We start from the raw sequence: 14,573 nt of genomic DNA on the forward strand, positions 1-14,573 counted from the left end.
ATGAACGCGCCACATCGTGATACCGGATTTTTTACCGAGCCTCTCGCCGAACGGGACCCCGAGATCTTTGGATCGATCCAGGATGAGCTGGGCCGCCAGCGCGACGAGATCGAGCTGATCGCGAGCGAAAACATTGTCTCGGCCGCGGTGATGGAGGCGCAAGGTTCGGTCATGACCAACAAATACGCCGAAGGGTATCCGGGGCGGCGCTATTACGGTGGGTGCCAGTTCGTGGATGTCGCCGAAAACCTGGCGATGGAGCGGGCTTGCAAGCTTTTTGGCTGCGGCTTTGTCAATGTGCAGCCCAATTCCGGCAGTCAGGCCAATCAGGGGGTGTTCCAGGCGCTGCTGCAACCGGGCGACACCATTCTGGGGATGAGCCTGGATGCGGGCGGCCACCTGACGCACGGTGCGAAACCCAACCAGTCGGGCAAATGGTTCAACGCGATCCAGTATGGTGTGCGCAAACAAGATAACATGCTGGACTACGATCAGGTTCAGGCACTGGCCACCGAACACCAGCCCAAGATGATCATCGCGGGCGGGTCTGCCATCCCGCGCCAGATCGACTTTGCCCGGATGCGCGAGATCGCCGATAGCGTGGGTGCCTGGCTGCATGTGGATATGGCCCATTTCGCCGGTCTGGTTGCGGCGGGCGAGCACCCCTCCCCCTTCCCGCATGCGCATGTGGCCACGACCACAACACATAAGACCCTGCGCGGCCCGCGCGGCGGCATGATCCTGACCAATGACGAGGCGCTGGCCAAGAAATTCAACTCGGCCATCTTCCCCGGCATTCAGGGCGGACCGCTGATGCATGTTATCGCGGCCAAGGCGGTTGCCTTTGGCGAGGCGCTGCGGCCCGAGTTCAAGACCTACCAGCAGAACGTGATCAAGAACGCCCAGGCGCTGAGCGATCAATTGATCAAGGGCGGGCTGGATACCGTGACCCACGGCACCGACACCCATGTGGTTCTGGTCGATTTGCGACCCAAAGGCGTCAAGGGCAATGCGACCGAAAAGGCGCTGGGGCGGGCCCATATCACCTGCAACAAGAACGGCGTGCCATTCGATCCTGAAAAACCGACCGTAACAAGCGGGATCCGCCTGGGATCGCCCGCTGGCACCACACGCGGGTTTGGCGAGCCGGAATTCCGCCAGATCGCCGACTGGATCATCGAGGTTGTCGACGGGTTAGCGGCACATGGCGAAGACGGCAATGCCGAGGTCGAGGCCAAGGTCAAGGCCGAGGTTGCGGCCCTTTGCGCGCGCTTCCCCATCTACCCGATGCACTGACACGGCCAGACCGGGGAAACTCGGAGGGCGGGCCCTGGCGCCTGCCCTTTTTCGTCTCCTGCTTACTTTTTTCGACGGAACCGCGAAACCGCTGCGTTTTACCCTTTGAGATCGACACAAGGGGGTGTCCCATGCGCCGCACCATCAACGCAGGTCTTCCACTCACGGCTCTGGTCATTTGTCTGGGCGTGATCGCTTGGATTGCCACCAATTCTCCGGGCCAAACGGCCTCGGAACCGACGATCTGTCATGTGTCGATGTCGTGTCAGCTCGGCACTGTGGAGATCACCGTGCAAAGGATCTGAGCCACCGGTCGCCATCTCTCGGTATGGGGGATGTGCGGCCCACGGCCGGGAGGGGGATGCCCCTTTTCTCCTCCCGGCCCGAAACGGCGTCTTACAAAAACCCCCGCCACATCAGCACCGCGATCAGCAGTGCCACGACCGCAAGCAAGTTGAACGAGAGGCTCCCCAAGAGGGACAACACGCGGCCCTTGCGGGCGTCGGCCAGGTCAATGGCATTGAGGTGATCCAGAAGAGCCGCGCCAGATCGCTCCAGCCTGGCGAAATCCAGCGTCCGGCTCAGGCGCGGATGCGCGGCAAGCGGCTCTGCCTCCACCAGGACCCGCGCCTGCCGATACACCTTGCGAGGCAGCTGCGACCGGCTGCGCGCGACCAGCCGCGCAAAGGGGGCCGGGCGCAGATTCAGCTTTTGCTGCAACGCAGTGCTGATCGCGTCTATCTGGCGGCGGTATCGCTGCATATCATCCATCGGCCCCTCCTTTAGCGCCCGGCCCCTTCGGGCTCAATGCCTCTGGGCAAGTGCGGGGGCGGACGGTATCAGGGGGGCATGTTGAACACCATCCTGCACGGCGCGTCCGGCGCCCATCCGCCGCTGATCATCGCGCATGGCCTTTATGGTTCGGCCCGCAACTGGGGCGTGATCGCCAAACGCCTGTCGGACACCCGCCAGGTGATCGCCGTGGATATGCGCAACCACGGGCAAAGCCCCTGGAGCCAGAGCCACAGCTATGCCGATATGGCGGACGATCTGGCCGAGGTGATCGCCGCCCATGGCGGTCGGGCCGATGTGGTTGGACATTCCATGGGCGGCAAGGCAGCGATGATGCTGGCCTTGCACCACCCCAGGGCAGTGCAACGGCTGGTCGTGGCCGATATCGCGCCCGTGCCCTATGCTCACAGCCAGCTTCCCTTTATCGAGGCGATGCGCAAGGTCGATCTGTCCCGGGTCGAGCGGCGCTCGGATGCCGAGGCGCAACTGGCCGATCTGGGCGTGGACAAGGCCTTGCAGAGCTTTTTCACCCAATCGTTGGATGTGGCGGGCAAGTCCTGGCGGCTCAACCTCGATGCGCTTGCCGAAAATATGCCTGCGATCATGTCCTTTCCCGAAACCGACGCCGCGTGGGATGGCCCGACCCTTTTTCTGTCGGGCGGTGCCTCGGAATACGTCACCATGGCGGATCGGCCGGGGATCAAGGCCCTCTTTCCGCAAGCCCGCTTTGCCAAGCTGCCGCGCGCGGGCCATTGGCTGCATGCCGATGATCCGCGCGGCTTCGAGGCGGCCGTGCGGGTTTTTCTGACCACCGATTGAGAGCTACATACCGGGATCGGTGCCTTCGATGACGGGGCCGCCCCCTTCGATCCAGTCCTTGAGACCACCGAGGTTATAGACCTCCGCATAGCCCATATCCTTGAGCACCTTTCCTGCCAGCGCAGCACGCCCGCCGCTGGCACAATGCAGGATCACCACCCGGTCCGGGCGCAGTTCGGCATCGGCATAGGGCGATGCGGGATCGGCCCGAAACTCCAGCATGCCACGCGACACATGATGCGCCCCTTGCGCGCGGCCTGTGGTCTGCAACTCATTGGCATCGCGAATATCCAGCAGCAACGCGCCTTGGTCCATCTTTGCCCGCGCATCCGCAGCGCTGATCCCGGGGACGGCGGCGTTCGCGGCCTCCAGCATCTCTTTGAGTGTCATCGACATGTCGTCTCCCTTGTGTTGTTCGCGCTACATTAAACGGGGTAGAGGGCAACGCCAACCGTGCCGCTTGCGCAAAAAGGCCGGGCTTTTTAGTCTGACCGAAATCCAAGGGGGATACAGGATGACCATTTTCAAGATCGCAGCGGCCCTTATGGCGCTGATGGTGGCGCAGACGGCGCTGGCCGGGCCTTTGAAACTCGAACCGGCAAATCCACAGCCAAGCGGGCTCAAACCCGGCCTCGCGGTTGTCTATGCCTTTCCCAATGATGTCAAAACGCTCTCACAGGCCGACCAGGCGCTGAAATCGGCCAAGCCTGGGCGGCCGCTGGAGGGCCTGGACTATTGGGACACCGAAGAAGGCGGCGAAACACTCACCTCCGGCCAGGCATTGCGTGTGGTGGCGGGCATCAGCGGCTATGTCCGATTCGATGCACCTGGCATCTACACCGTGGATTTTCTGTCCAATGACGGGCTGCGCGCCTTTATCGGCGGCAAGAAGGTGGCCGTGATTGATGAGCGCACACCCTGCGAACCCGGACCCGCGACCGAGGTCGAGGTTCCGGTTTCAGGATGGTATGCGCTCAAGGCTGTCTATTTCCAGCGTGCGGGCACCGCGTGTTTGCATATGCGCGCCGCGCCGCAAGGCAGCGCGCCGGACTGGATGCCCAACGCGGCCTTCGGTCACTAGGCCAGTTTGCGGGCGATCGCGTAAGACACGGGAAAACCCGCGACAAACCCAACACTCGCGGTGACCAGTATCGGAACCAGCGTATCATAACCCATTGAAAGGGCGAAAATAACACCGATACCCGCAAGGGTAGAGCCGATGAATATATGCAGGATCAATAGTAACGGAAGCATGTCCCCTCTCCACGTATCTGACGATGCGCGACTGTTACGGCATCCCAAGCCCCGAAACCTTGATCCAGGTCAGATCAGTGGCGGTCCAGATGCTGCGCCAAGCAGGCAATCTCGAGATTGCGGAAGGCTTGTTTTCCTCCGCAGAAATCCGGCGTTCCGGGGCGCCCGGCCTCGCACCAGCAGCGGCACCGCCCGGGCGTCGGGCAGCGCACACAGGCCAGGAATGTCTCGCGAAGCTCGTCGAGAACCTGAGTGGCGTCCTCTGGGGTCGGCTCCAGCCCCAGATGGTGCAGCATTCCCTCATGCGCATCCAGGCACCGTCGTGCCCCTCGCGCCATGCTGTTCAGGCAAATTGACACATTCCCCCTCCCGTATGTCAGCTTTGGCTTACATCTTGTACGGCGGCATGCGGATAACGGATCACAGGAAATCTACATTATTTGGGTTTGGGACATGGCCAGGTCCTGCGTTGGGTCCACACGGCCCGCAGCAGCGCCGTTTGGCTCACATACCCGCTGCCTCATACGCCGAAAGAATGACGATCCGATTTCAGAGCCCGGAGATGAGAGGCCCAGGCTAAGTGGATCTCAGAACACACCGTCTGCGGTCTGCCCAAGCCCACACGGTACGTTCAGCCAAGCGCAACGGTCTAGTTGCCCGGCGATGCTTACGACGAATGCGAGGCCTCGCCCTCAGCCGACAGTAAGTTCAGGATCGCGTTGATATGCCCTTCCCTCAAGGCATCGACGGGAAAATGCTCCTCCAGATCGTCAAAGCTTGCGAACATCTCGCGCGACAGCGACAGGGTGACGATCGGGCCGAAAACCATCTGGAAAATATGCTTGGGATCGACCTGTTTGAACGTGCCGGACGATTGGCCTTGCTCGATGATGCGCCACAGGAAGTCCTGCTGCGGCACGATATAGTCATCGTGAAACGACCGCGCGACATTGGGAAAGGTGCGCGAGACCTCGGCGATCAGCGGCGACATCCGCCCGACCGGGCACGAGACGATGGTATCGTAGCTGACCCTCAGACAGGCGCGGATCTTGTCGGCGTCACTCAGGTCCGTGCGATCGGCAATCTCCTGCAAGGCATCGAGCGCCGAGCCATAGCCATAGGTCACACAGGCGATAAACAGATCATCCTTTCCGGTGAAATGATGATAGAGCGTCGCCTTGGTGATCCCGCAGGCCTTTGCGATCGCACTCATCGACGTGCCCGAGAACCCCTTTTCCAGGAACAGTTGCATCGCTGTTTCAATAATCCGGGACCGCCGGTCACCAATTGAGGTCTCTTCTGTTTCGGCCATTGACGTTTCTCTGCTTGCCTCTATGTCCCTACCGAACGGTCGGTTGAGGTGTAGATAGGAAGGGTCCTGAACGATGCAACCTTGGTTCAAATCGGCGGCATTGGCCATAGCGTTGGGTTTGCCGGTTCAGGGAACCGCCGATCAAGCGGCAGGTGATCGGGCGGCGGTCTTCGTCGAAACCACCCGTGTGGCACAGGTCGGCGCACATGCCTCTCGGCAGTTCTTTGGTCAGATCGCGGCCCTTGAAACGGTCAGCATGTCCTTCGAAGTCAGCGGATATCTGACAGAGCTGACCGCGCGGGAGGGGCAAATGGTGGCGCAGGGCACCCGGCTGGCGCGTCTCGATCCCGCCCCCTTTCAGCGCGCGGTCGAGCGGGCCGAGCTTGAGTTGGCTCAGGCCGAACGCGCATTGATCCGCGCGCGCGCCCTGGCCGAGCGCAACGTCGCCTCTGCCGTACAGGCCCAAGATGCCGAAACCGCGCGGGATCTGGCCGAAGTGGCCCTGCGCGAAGCCCATGACGCCTTGCATGATGCCGAAATCGCGGCCCCGTTCGACGGGTTGATTGCGGAACGGATCGGCACGACATTCAGCACCATCGAGCCCGGCCAGCCCATCCTGCGTCTGCACAACATGTCAGAAATCCGGGTCGAGTTCGATTTGCCCGAACGGGTTCTTGCCCAGATAGGCGATCCGTCCACGGTCGTCTTCACAGGCCAGCTCACCGGAACCGACACGAGGCTGCCGCTGGAATTTCGCGAGTTCCAGGCCGAAACGGTGACCATCGGCCAGAGCTATACCGTGTCTTTGGCGGTCGAGACGCCTCAGGCGAACCTGCTGCTGCCCGGCCGGACCTTGATCGTGCAAGCGACCCTGCCTGTGTCGGGCGATGCGGTCCGGTTGCCCGCCACCGCCATCGCGTCAGCCCCTGATGGGCAGCGGTATGTCGTGATCGTCGACCCGACAGGCGCTGAGTTGAGGGCGCGCCACCATCCGGTCGGGCTGGCTTCGTCCGATGGGACGACGTTCACTACGCAAGATCTGCAACCCGGCACCGAGATTGTTGCCATCGGTGCGCATCTCATCGCCGATGGACAGCCCATCAAACGCTTTGACGGCCTCACGCAGCAGGGGCTTTGATCCAATGCAGATCGCAGGGTTCTCGATTGAGAAACCCCTCTATACCTGGATCCTGATCCTGTTTTGTGTCTTTGGTGGGGCCGCGGGCTATATCAGTGTCGGCAAGCTTGAAGACCCGGTCTTCACGCTGAAATCGGCGCTGATCGTCACCTCCTATCCGGGGGCCACGGCATCGGACGTCGCTATCGAAGTGTCCGAGGTGCTGGAAGCGGAAATCCAGCAAATGGACGAGGTGGATTTCATCACCTCCAACAACACGCCCGGTCTGTCGGTGATCGAGGTCACAATCAAGGACACCTATGACGGGACAGAACTGCCGCAGGTCTGGGACGATATGCGTGACCGGGTGGCCGATGCGGTCCCGAACCTGCCGCCAGATGCGCTGACGCCGACGGTCAACGACAGTTTTGGCGACGTCTACGGGCTGCTTTATGCGGTCAGCGCACCGGGCTATTCGGATGCTGCCGTCTGGGACATGGCCACATTTCTCAGACGCGAACTGCTGACGGTGGACGGCGTGGCCAATGCCGAAGTGCTGGGCCTGCCCGAAGAGGCGATCTTTGTCGAACCCGCAAGCCAGAGCCTGACCAGCTTCGGCGTGCCGCCTGAGGTGATCATCGGTGCGGTCTCGGCGGCCGATGAGGTCGTTGCTACCGGCACCGCCGATAATGGCCGTCAGGATGTGCGCATCAATGCCCCCGCGCCCGATGACAGTGTCGGAGAGATCGGCGCACTGACCTTTGGGTTTCAAGGTCAGGTGATCAACCTGACGGACGTCGCAGACGTCTATCGCGGGCGCGTCGATGCCCCCCGCCAGATCATCCGGCATAACGGGATTGAGGCGTTCACGATCGGGGTCGCAGGCCTCACCTCCGAGAACATCGTGACCGTCGGTCAGCGGGTCGAGGCTCGTCTGGCCGAGATTACCGCGCTCCTGCCCGCGGGCGTCACGCTTGAGCCGGTCTATGAGCAGCACCGCGTCGTGGACGCGGCCAACCGCGATTTTCTGCGCAATCTGGTGATGTCGGTCAGCGTGGTGATCGGTGTTCTGGCCCTCTTCATGGGCTGGCGCGCGGCGATTGTGGTGGGCGGCTCGCTCCTGCTGACGGTCAGTTTTACGTTCTTTTTCATGAGCCTGCTGGACATCAAGGTCGAGCGGATCAGCCTGGGCGCCCTGATCATCGCCATGGGTATGCTGGTCGACAACGCGATTGTCGTGGCAGAAGGCATGCAGGTTCAGATGCGACGCGGGCGCAAGGCCATTGATGCCGCAAATGAGGTTGCACGCCGCACCCAGGTGCCCTTGCTTGGAGCAACGGTTATCGGGATCATGGCGTTTGCGGGGATCGGGCTGAGCCCCGACAGCTCGGGCGAGTTCATGATTTCGCTCTTTGCGGTGATCTCGATCTCGCTGATGCTGTCGTGGGGTCTGGCCGTGACCGTCACGCCCTTGCTGGCCAGCTATTTCTTCAGGACCGAGGCTGACAATCCAGGCGCGGATCCATATGACACACTCTTTTTTCGGGGCTACGCGGCGGTGGTGCGCGGCGCATTGCGCGCACGCTGGCTGGTCATCGTCGCGCTGATCGGAGCCATGGCTAGCGGGATCGGCGCGATGGGGTTTGTCAAACAGCAGTTCTTTCCGCCGGCCACCACGCCGATCTTCTATCTCAACTACAAAGCCGCACAGGGGACATCGATCCGCGCCGCAAGCGAGGATCTGGCCGTGATCGAGCGCTGGTTGCTGGACCATCCCATGGTCGAGGCCGTGACAACCACCCTTGGCGCCAGCATGACACGTTACGTTCTGACCTATACGCCCGAAGATCCAGACCCGTCTTATGGCCAGCTTGTGGTGCGGGTGACCGACCAGTCCGAGATGGCAGCACTAAAGGAGGATCTGACCGCCTTTGCCGATCGCGCCGTGCCCTGGGCCGAAACCCGGGTCCAGCAGATCATCTATGGCCCGCCGGTGGGTGCGGATGTCGAGCTGCGGCTCTCGGGCCCCGATCCGGCCGTCCTGCGCAGCCTCGCGGCCGAGGCCCAGGCGCTTCTGGAGACCGAGACCGACCTTCTGATGACCGAACGCACCAACTGGCGCGAGCCAGAATTGGACACACGGCCAATCTTTGCCGCCGACCGGGCACAGGCGCTGGGGATCAGCCGGTCGGACGTATCGCAGGCCATCGCACTGGCCACCGATGGGCTGCGCGTGGGTACGTTCCGCGAGAACGACAGGCTGGTGCCGATCTTCATCCGCACGCCAGACGCCGAGCAAAGCCATACAGGATTTCTGCTGGATCAGCCGATCTACGCCCCCACGCCGGGCCGGTACACCAGCCTGGCACAGGTCATTGACGGGTTCGATGTGGTCACCCGCAACACCCTGATCCAGCGCCGGGACCGGACCCCGACAATCAGCGTTCAGGCGTTTACCGTGCCCGGTGTTCTGCCTCCGCAGGCCTTTGCCGAGATACGCGCACCTATCGAGGCGATGCCCCTTCCCCCCGGTTACCGCATGGAATGGGGCGGTGAATTTGAGAGTGCAAGCACCGCGCAGGTCAGCCTGGGCCGCCAGATGCCGCTGGCGTTTGGAACAATGCTTCTGATCACGGTTCTGCTCTTTGGTAAGCTGCGGCAGACGGCTGTGATCTGGACTGTGGTTCCGATGGCGGTGACGGGTGTGGGCCTGGGCCTTTTGTTCACCGGCCTGCCGTTCAGCTTTACCGCGCTTTTGGGTCTGCTGAGCCTGTCGGGCATGCTGATCAAGAACGCCATCGTGCTGGTCGAAGAGATCGACGCTCAAAAAAGGGAAGAGGGGTTGCCTCAATCAGAAGCAATCGTGACGGCGTCCGTCAGTCGCCTGCGCCCCGTGGTTCTGGCCGCCGCGACCACGATCCTGGGGATGGTGCCGCTCTTGAGCGACGCCTTTTTTGCTTCGATGGCAGTGTCGATCATGGCCGGGTTGGGCTTTGCATCGCTGTTGACGCTGATCGGGGTGCCCGCCCTCTACCATACCTATCTGCGCAACGAGCGGCGGGCCGAAATGGAAACGCGTTCGCCGACCCTGGCCCGCAAGGACACCGCGATAAGGACCAAGGAGGTTCCTCTGGCGGCCGAATAGACCGTATGGAGCTTGGCTCTTGCCGGTCATTGGCGCTGCAAGAACCGCGATGAGCCGTGCCAAAGACCCACCTCCTGTTCGTTCCGGTCGGCCCTGCACCGGACAATGGCCCCACGTCGCGCATCAGACTGCGCCTTTAGGGAGATGCCTACCGCTATTGGCGGTACCGCGCTATGCCGCGTGTTCGCGCGCGGTCGGAATGATTGCACCCTCGATAAGCTGCATCAGATCGCCGAAATACCCCCCGCTGCGGGCCGGACGCGTGGGATCCGAGGTGATCGCAACGCTCAGCGCAAGATTGGGCACGATGCAGATCAGCTGCCCGCCATAGCCGCGCGCCAGGGCAAAGCGCTCCTTACCGGCACGGCCCAGAAACCAACCATATCCGTAGTCCAGCCCGGAAAAGACCGAGCGCGTCCGCGGCACAAACGACCGTTCGACCCAGGCGGAGCTGAGCACCTGCTCACCCGCCCACTGCCCGCCATTCAGATAAAGCTCTCCGAAGCGCACCATATCCGACAGGCTGAGCGCCATCTCATTGCCGCCCAGAAAACGCCCCTGAGGGTCACGCGTCCAGGCAGGGATGTCGATGCCCAGAGGTCGGCCAAGACGGCGCCGCGCGAGGGTCAGAAGGCTTTGACCCGACACCTCCGACAGCACGGCCCCCAGCACGTGAAATGACCCGGTGGAATAAAGCATGCGGCCCCCCGGCATTGCCACGAAGGGCCGCGTCAGCGCGTCCGTGACCCAGTCTGCGCTGCTGATCCAGGCGCCATAATTGGCGCCCGATGTCCGCTCCAACCCGGCTTGCATGGTCAGCAGATGTTCGATGGTGATCGACCTCACCCTGGGATCGGCGCCCTGCGGGATCAACTGCGGCGCCACGTCGCCAAGCGTGGCTCTCAACGCTGCAATCTCGCCGCGATCCAGCGCGGCCCCGGTCAGCGCCGCGACAACTGTCTTGGAGACCGATTTGACCGGCACCGCGCGCCCCAGCGGCGGGCCGCGAAACACCTCCGACAGAACCCGTGCCCCGCCCTGGCGGATCACCATCGCATGACACTGATCAAGCGCGCGGGCTTGGGCCGCGACAGCCTGCCATGGGGCAGATCGTGCCGCAGCAGGCATTGCGCTGAGCGCAATCGCCCCGGCCAGGAAGCTGCGACGGCTGGGATGGTACATAAGGTCTCTCCAGTTCGTTGCACCGAAGATAGGCTGTCGGACCACCCTTGCCATTCAGAAAGCCGTGAACGCATTCGGTATTGGGTTCGTGCGGTTTGACACATGGTTTGATCCGCAGCGGATATCCGATCCCCGGGGGCTCGGCCCAAGCAGCGGGGCGCGCAAGAACGCAATGCCCATGGCCATTTGGCGCAAGGACATCAAGAAACTCTGCCCCAGTGGCGCCATATCGGATATGCTATGATCCCGAAGTGGCGATGCATTGGGACCGAGTATTGTGAACCTGACCGAAGCGGAATCCAGCCTGATCTTTTCGATCATGCACGATCTGAGTGGTGAGTTCGACCATTCCGAGGTGCGCCAGCGTGTGGGGCAAAAACTGCTGGAACTGCTCAAGGCGGATCACTTTGCCTCGTATGTCTGGGACGCACGGACGCAGAAATTCGTCTCATGCGTTCAGATCAACATGAGCGACGACAATCTGCGCGGCTATGAAAGCTATTTCCAGTTCCACGACCCGATCACGCCGATCCTGCAAAAGCGGCGCAAAGCCACCCCGGTCAGTGATGTGATGCGCCATGACCGCCTGGTACGAACCGAGTTCTTCAATGATTTCCTCAAGCAGGACGGGCTCTGCTATGGGATGAACTTCTTTGCCTATGACCGTGGCGACAACATCGGTGATCTGCGGATCTGGCGCGGAGCCAACCGCGAGGATTTCACGCCCCGCGATGCCCAGATCGTCGATGCGATCGGACCCAGCCTGGTCAATGCGCTGATCCGGGCGCGCAGCCTTTCGGATCAGGCGCCATCGCTAAGGTTTGCGCAGATTGCCGATGATCTGAGCTTTACCGTGCGCGAGGCCGAGGTGGCCGATCTGCTGGTCACCGGGCTGACCGATGACGAGATCTGCGGCAAGCTGGGGTTTTCCAAACCCACGCTGCGCACCCATATCGCCGCGATATTTCGGAAATCGGGCCTGAACCGCCGCACCCAACTGGCCCAGTTCCTGGCCGAGAAAAATCATCATTTGTGATGATAGCCACCTGAGCGTGGCTGTTTCTATCCTGTCTCTGATCACTCAGGGAGGCATGGATGACCACGGATTTAGAGAGTTTGGATGCGGTTGGCGCCATTGCCGCGCTCAAGGACGGATCGGTCAGCCCGGTGGCCTATGCCGAGGCCCTGACCGAGAGAGCCGCAGCCCATACCGAACTGAACGCGTTGCAGCATTTCGATGCCGCCTATCTGGTGCGCGCGGCGCGGGATGCCTTCGAGGCCGATCCAGGCGCGGCGTTGGCCGGTTTGCCGTTGGTGGCAAAGGACAACATCAACACGACCGCCTATCCCACCTCTGGCGGGACCGCCGCGCTTTTGGAGCATACACCGGCCAGGGATGCGGGTGTGGTGCGCCGGATCACGCAGGCCGGAGGGGTCATCGGGGCCAAATCGGGCATGCACGAGCTGGCCTTTGGCATCACTTCCAACAACAGTGTCACTGGCGCGATCCATAATCCCGCCGATCACGCGATGATCCCGGGCGGATCCTCTGGCGGCACCGCCGCGTCGGTTGCGGCTGGCATCTTTCCGGCGGGTCTGGGAACCGATACTGGCGGATCTTGCCGGATCCCAGCGGCCCTTTGCGGGGTGATCGGGTTTCGCCCCACGACCGGACGCTATGACGGTGACGGGATTGTCCCGATCTCTCACACCCGCGATACGGCAGGTCCCCTGGCACGATCCGTGCGCGACATCGCGCTGCTGGATGCGGTGCTGGCAGGCGAAGACGACACTCTGCCGGAAGCTGGGATTACCGAGATCACGCTTGGCGTGCCGCGCCAGATGTTCTTTGAGGATCTCGACCCGGTGGTCGAGCGCGCGGTCGAGGCCGCTCTATCCCAGCTCTCATCCGCAGGGGCAACGCTGGTCGAGGTGAGCCTCGAGCCGATCTGGCCCCATAACGAGGCGTTCAGCTTCCCGGTCGTCTTTTACGAGGTCATGCGGGACCTTCCCGCCTATCTGGCCGAACATGCGCCAGATGTATCGTTTGACACGCTTGTTGAGGGCATCGGATCGCCGGATGTTGCGGGCGCCATCGCCAGTCAGTTGGGCGCGGACGCCATGCCCGAGGCCGCCTACCGCGCCGCGATGGACCAGCATCGCCCCGCGATGCGTCAGATCTATGAGCAGCTCTTCCAAGACCACGCCCTCGACGCGATCGCGTTTCCGACCACGCCGCTGCCCGCGCGGCCCATCGGCAGCGATGAAACCGTCAGCCTGAACGGTAAGGACGTGCCCACCTTCCCCACCTATATCCGCAACACCGATCTGGCTTCCAATATCGGGGCGCCGGGGATTTCGCTGCCCTGCCCGGTGTCGTCCGGATTGCCGGTTGGGATCGAATTCGACGCTCGCCCGGGCCGGGACCGCGCCCTTTTGGGCCTGGCCCGCGCGGTCGAGCATGCACTGGCGCGCTAGACGCCGACACCAACAAAAGGGAGAATGATGATGAAAAAGATAACGGGCCTTTTGGCCAGCACCGCCGTCGCTTTGGCGTTGACCGGGGGCGTGGCCAGCGCCGAGATCAAGATTGGCGTGCTGGTGCCGGATTCAGGGCCTGCGGGGCTGTTCGGCCCGTCCACCCGGAACGCCGCCATGCTGGCCGCGCAGCAGATCAACGCCCAAGGCGGGATCAATGGCGAAGAGATCGAACTGATCTTTGCCGATGTCGGCGTGCCACCCGCTGAAGCGTCTCAGGCGGCGCTGCGCCTTTGGAAAGGCGACGGTGTCGCGGCCTTTGTCGGCATGCACGATTCAGCGGTGCGCGAGGCGCTGCTCGGGCGATTCAACGGGCAGGTTCCATATGTCTATACCCCGGTTTACGAGGGGAAGTCCTGTGCCAGCGGCCTCTACGTCACCGGAGAGACACCCAGTCAGCAACTGGCCCCCGTCATCCCTTATCTGATGGAGGCCGAAAACGTCTCCAAATGGTATCTGATCGGTCATGATTACAACTGGCCGCGCGACACCAACGCCTTGGCCAAAGAGTACATCGCCGAGGCCGGTGGTGAGGTCGTGGGCGAGGAATACGTGCCCTTTACCGTCGCGGAATTCGACAGCTCGCTCCAGCGCATTCGGGAAAGCGGCGCCGACGCTGTCCTGATCACATTGGTCGGTGGCGGCTCGGTCGGGTTCAATGTCAGCTTTGCCGGGTTCGGACTGGACGATCAGGCGATCCGTCTGGGGACCTTGATCGAAGAGAACACGCTGGCCGGGATCGGGGCCGACAACGCGGGCAGGCTCTTTTCCTCGTCTGGCTATTTTTCTTCGATCCAGACCGAAGCGGCGGCGACATTCGCCTCCGATTACACCGCGGCCTTTGGCGCGGATGCGCCGCCCCTGAACGGGTTGGGACAATCGGCCTACGAAGGGCTGATGCTGCTCGCGGCCCTCGCAGAAGAGGCCGGTAGCCTGGATGTCGCCGCGATGGACGCCGCCGCCGAAGGGCTGACATGGCGCACGCCGCGCGGAGACAACACGATGATCGGGCGTCATATGGCTCAGACGATCTATCTGGCGGACGGCACCGGAGGCGCGTTCGAGATCGTGACATCCTTCGACGCTGTCCCCTCCTCCGAAGCCTGCGACGGCTGAGG

At 62.5% G+C, this 14,573-nt stretch carries 15 protein-coding genes; 9 read left to right on the forward strand and 6 right to left on the reverse strand.

Annotation, left to right across the window (positions count from 1 at the left end):
- Both glyA and HEP69_RS11075 read left to right on the forward strand, forming a co-directional pair.
- Positions 1-1,296: a serine hydroxymethyltransferase gene (gene glyA / locus HEP69_RS11070; protein WP_290558586.1), complete on the forward strand. Its 1,296-nt coding sequence runs from the start codon at positions 1-3 to the stop codon at positions 1,294-1,296.
- A 131-nt stretch (positions 1,297-1,427) separates the two neighbouring features.
- Positions 1,428-1,601 (forward strand): hypothetical protein, encoded by a 174-nt coding sequence (locus HEP69_RS11075; protein WP_290558587.1) that lies wholly within the window; start codon positions 1,428-1,430, stop codon positions 1,599-1,601.
- A gap of 91 nt (positions 1,602-1,692) precedes the next feature.
- Here the strand turns inward: HEP69_RS11075 and HEP69_RS11080 are convergent, their stop codons facing one another.
- Positions 1,693-2,067 (reverse strand): hypothetical protein, encoded by a 375-nt coding sequence (locus HEP69_RS11080; RefSeq protein WP_290558588.1) that lies wholly within the window; start codon positions 2,065-2,067, stop codon positions 1,693-1,695.
- A 78-nt stretch (positions 2,068-2,145) separates the two neighbouring features.
- On the opposite strand from HEP69_RS11080, the gene HEP69_RS11085 reads away from it, so the two are divergent.
- A complete protein-coding gene (locus HEP69_RS11085; RefSeq protein ID WP_290558589.1) occupies positions 2,146-2,907 on the forward strand; it encodes an alpha/beta fold hydrolase in 762 nt (253 codons plus the stop codon).
- A 3-nt stretch (positions 2,908-2,910) separates the two neighbouring features.
- Here the strand turns inward: HEP69_RS11085 and HEP69_RS11090 are convergent, their stop codons facing one another.
- Positions 2,911-3,303: a rhodanese-like domain-containing protein gene (locus tag HEP69_RS11090; RefSeq protein WP_290558590.1), complete on the reverse strand. Its 393-nt coding sequence runs from the start codon at positions 3,301-3,303 to the stop codon at positions 2,911-2,913.
- Positions 3,304-3,421: 118 nt separating this feature from the next.
- Here HEP69_RS11090 and HEP69_RS11095 point away from each other — a divergent pair, with 118 nt between their 5' ends.
- Positions 3,422-3,988 (forward strand): PA14 domain-containing protein, encoded by a 567-nt coding sequence (locus HEP69_RS11095; RefSeq protein ID WP_290558591.1) that lies wholly within the window; start codon positions 3,422-3,424, stop codon positions 3,986-3,988.
- On the opposite strand, the gene HEP69_RS11100 is transcribed toward HEP69_RS11095, so the two are convergent.
- From HEP69_RS11100 to HEP69_RS11110, 3 genes are all read right to left on the reverse strand, one after another.
- Complete coding sequence (locus HEP69_RS11100) at positions 3,985-4,161, reverse strand: CTP synthetase (protein WP_290558592.1); 177 nt, start codon at positions 4,159-4,161, stop codon at positions 3,985-3,987. The genes HEP69_RS11095 and HEP69_RS11100 overlap by 4 nt on opposite strands.
- 74 nt (positions 4,162-4,235) lie before the next feature.
- Entirely contained in the window at positions 4,236-4,457 is a 222-nt protein-coding gene (locus HEP69_RS11105) for a DUF6455 family protein (RefSeq protein WP_290558593.1), read from the reverse strand.
- A 371-nt stretch (positions 4,458-4,828) separates the two neighbouring features.
- A complete protein-coding gene (locus HEP69_RS11110) occupies positions 4,829-5,473 on the reverse strand; it encodes a TetR/AcrR family transcriptional regulator (RefSeq protein ID WP_290558594.1) in 645 nt (214 codons plus the stop codon).
- Between the two features lie 73 nt (positions 5,474-5,546).
- Here HEP69_RS11110 and HEP69_RS11115 point away from each other — a divergent pair, with 73 nt between their 5' ends.
- Together HEP69_RS11115 and HEP69_RS11120 are read left to right on the forward strand one after the other, a co-directional pair.
- Positions 5,547-6,611, forward strand: coding sequence for an efflux RND transporter periplasmic adaptor subunit (locus tag HEP69_RS11115; protein WP_290558595.1), 1,065 nt, complete (start codon positions 5,547-5,549; stop codon positions 6,609-6,611).
- Between the two features lie 4 nt (positions 6,612-6,615).
- A complete protein-coding gene (locus HEP69_RS11120; RefSeq protein ID WP_290558596.1) occupies positions 6,616-9,735 on the forward strand; it encodes an efflux RND transporter permease subunit in 3,120 nt (1,039 codons plus the stop codon).
- Positions 9,736-9,906: 171 nt separating this feature from the next.
- Here the strand turns inward: HEP69_RS11120 and HEP69_RS11125 are convergent, their stop codons facing one another.
- Entirely contained in the window at positions 9,907-10,917 is a 1,011-nt protein-coding gene (locus HEP69_RS11125) for a serine hydrolase (protein WP_290558597.1), read from the reverse strand.
- Between the two features lie 277 nt (positions 10,918-11,194).
- On the opposite strand from HEP69_RS11125, the gene HEP69_RS11130 reads away from it, so the two are divergent.
- The 3 genes from HEP69_RS11130 to HEP69_RS11140 are packed head-to-tail and all read left to right on the forward strand — an operon-like array spanning position 11,195 to position 14,571.
- Complete coding sequence (locus tag HEP69_RS11130) at positions 11,195-11,953, forward strand: helix-turn-helix transcriptional regulator (RefSeq protein WP_290558598.1); 759 nt, start codon at positions 11,195-11,197, stop codon at positions 11,951-11,953.
- 59 nt (positions 11,954-12,012) lie between these two features.
- Complete coding sequence (iaaH, locus tag HEP69_RS11135; RefSeq protein ID WP_290558599.1) at positions 12,013-13,395, forward strand: indoleacetamide hydrolase; 1,383 nt, start codon at positions 12,013-12,015, stop codon at positions 13,393-13,395.
- 30 nt (positions 13,396-13,425) lie between these two features.
- On the forward strand, positions 13,426-14,571 hold the full coding sequence (locus tag HEP69_RS11140) for a substrate-binding domain-containing protein (RefSeq protein ID WP_290558600.1): 1,146 nt from the start codon (positions 13,426-13,428) through the stop codon (positions 14,569-14,571).
- The last annotated feature ends 2 nt before the right edge of the window (positions 14,572-14,573 follow it).

This window comes from Aestuariivita sp. (assembly GCF_021404545.1).
In the GTDB taxonomy this organism is placed as follows: domain Bacteria; phylum Pseudomonadota; class Alphaproteobacteria; order Rhodobacterales; family Rhodobacteraceae; genus Aestuariivita.

Bases quoted from the DNA above. Each gene is read 5' to 3' on its own strand.
- HEP69_RS11080 (WP_290558588.1), bottom strand. From the start codon at position 2,067: ATGGATGATATGCAGCGATACCGCCGCCAGATAGACGCGATCAGCACT.
- HEP69_RS11125 (WP_290558597.1), bottom strand. From the start codon at position 10,917: ATGTACCATCCCAGCCGTCGCAGCTTCCTGGCCGGGGCGATTGCGCTC.
- HEP69_RS11110 (WP_290558594.1), bottom strand. From the start codon at position 5,473: ATGGCCGAAACAGAAGAGACCTCAATTGGTGACCGGCGGTCCCGGATT.
- HEP69_RS11095 (WP_290558591.1), top strand. From the start codon at position 3,422: ATGACCATTTTCAAGATCGCAGCGGCCCTTATGGCGCTGATGGTGGCG.
- HEP69_RS11085 (WP_290558589.1), top strand. From the start codon at position 2,146: ATGTTGAACACCATCCTGCACGGCGCGTCCGGCGCCCATCCGCCGCTG.
- HEP69_RS11115 (WP_290558595.1), top strand. From the start codon at position 5,547: ATGCAACCTTGGTTCAAATCGGCGGCATTGGCCATAGCGTTGGGTTTG.
- HEP69_RS11090 (WP_290558590.1), bottom strand. From the start codon at position 3,303: ATGTCGATGACACTCAAAGAGATGCTGGAGGCCGCGAACGCCGCCGTC.
- HEP69_RS11105 (WP_290558593.1), bottom strand. From the start codon at position 4,457: ATGCTGCACCATCTGGGGCTGGAGCCGACCCCAGAGGACGCCACTCAG.
- HEP69_RS11120 (WP_290558596.1), top strand. From the start codon at position 6,616: ATGCAGATCGCAGGGTTCTCGATTGAGAAACCCCTCTATACCTGGATC.
- glyA (WP_290558586.1), top strand. From the start codon at position 1: ATGAACGCGCCACATCGTGATACCGGATTTTTTACCGAGCCTCTCGCC.
- HEP69_RS11075 (WP_290558587.1), top strand. From the start codon at position 1,428: ATGCGCCGCACCATCAACGCAGGTCTTCCACTCACGGCTCTGGTCATT.
- HEP69_RS11100 (WP_290558592.1), bottom strand. From the start codon at position 4,161: ATGCTTCCGTTACTATTGATCCTGCATATATTCATCGGCTCTACCCTT.
- HEP69_RS11140 (WP_290558600.1), top strand. From the start codon at position 13,426: ATGAAAAAGATAACGGGCCTTTTGGCCAGCACCGCCGTCGCTTTGGCG.
- iaaH (WP_290558599.1), top strand. From the start codon at position 12,013: ATGACCACGGATTTAGAGAGTTTGGATGCGGTTGGCGCCATTGCCGCG.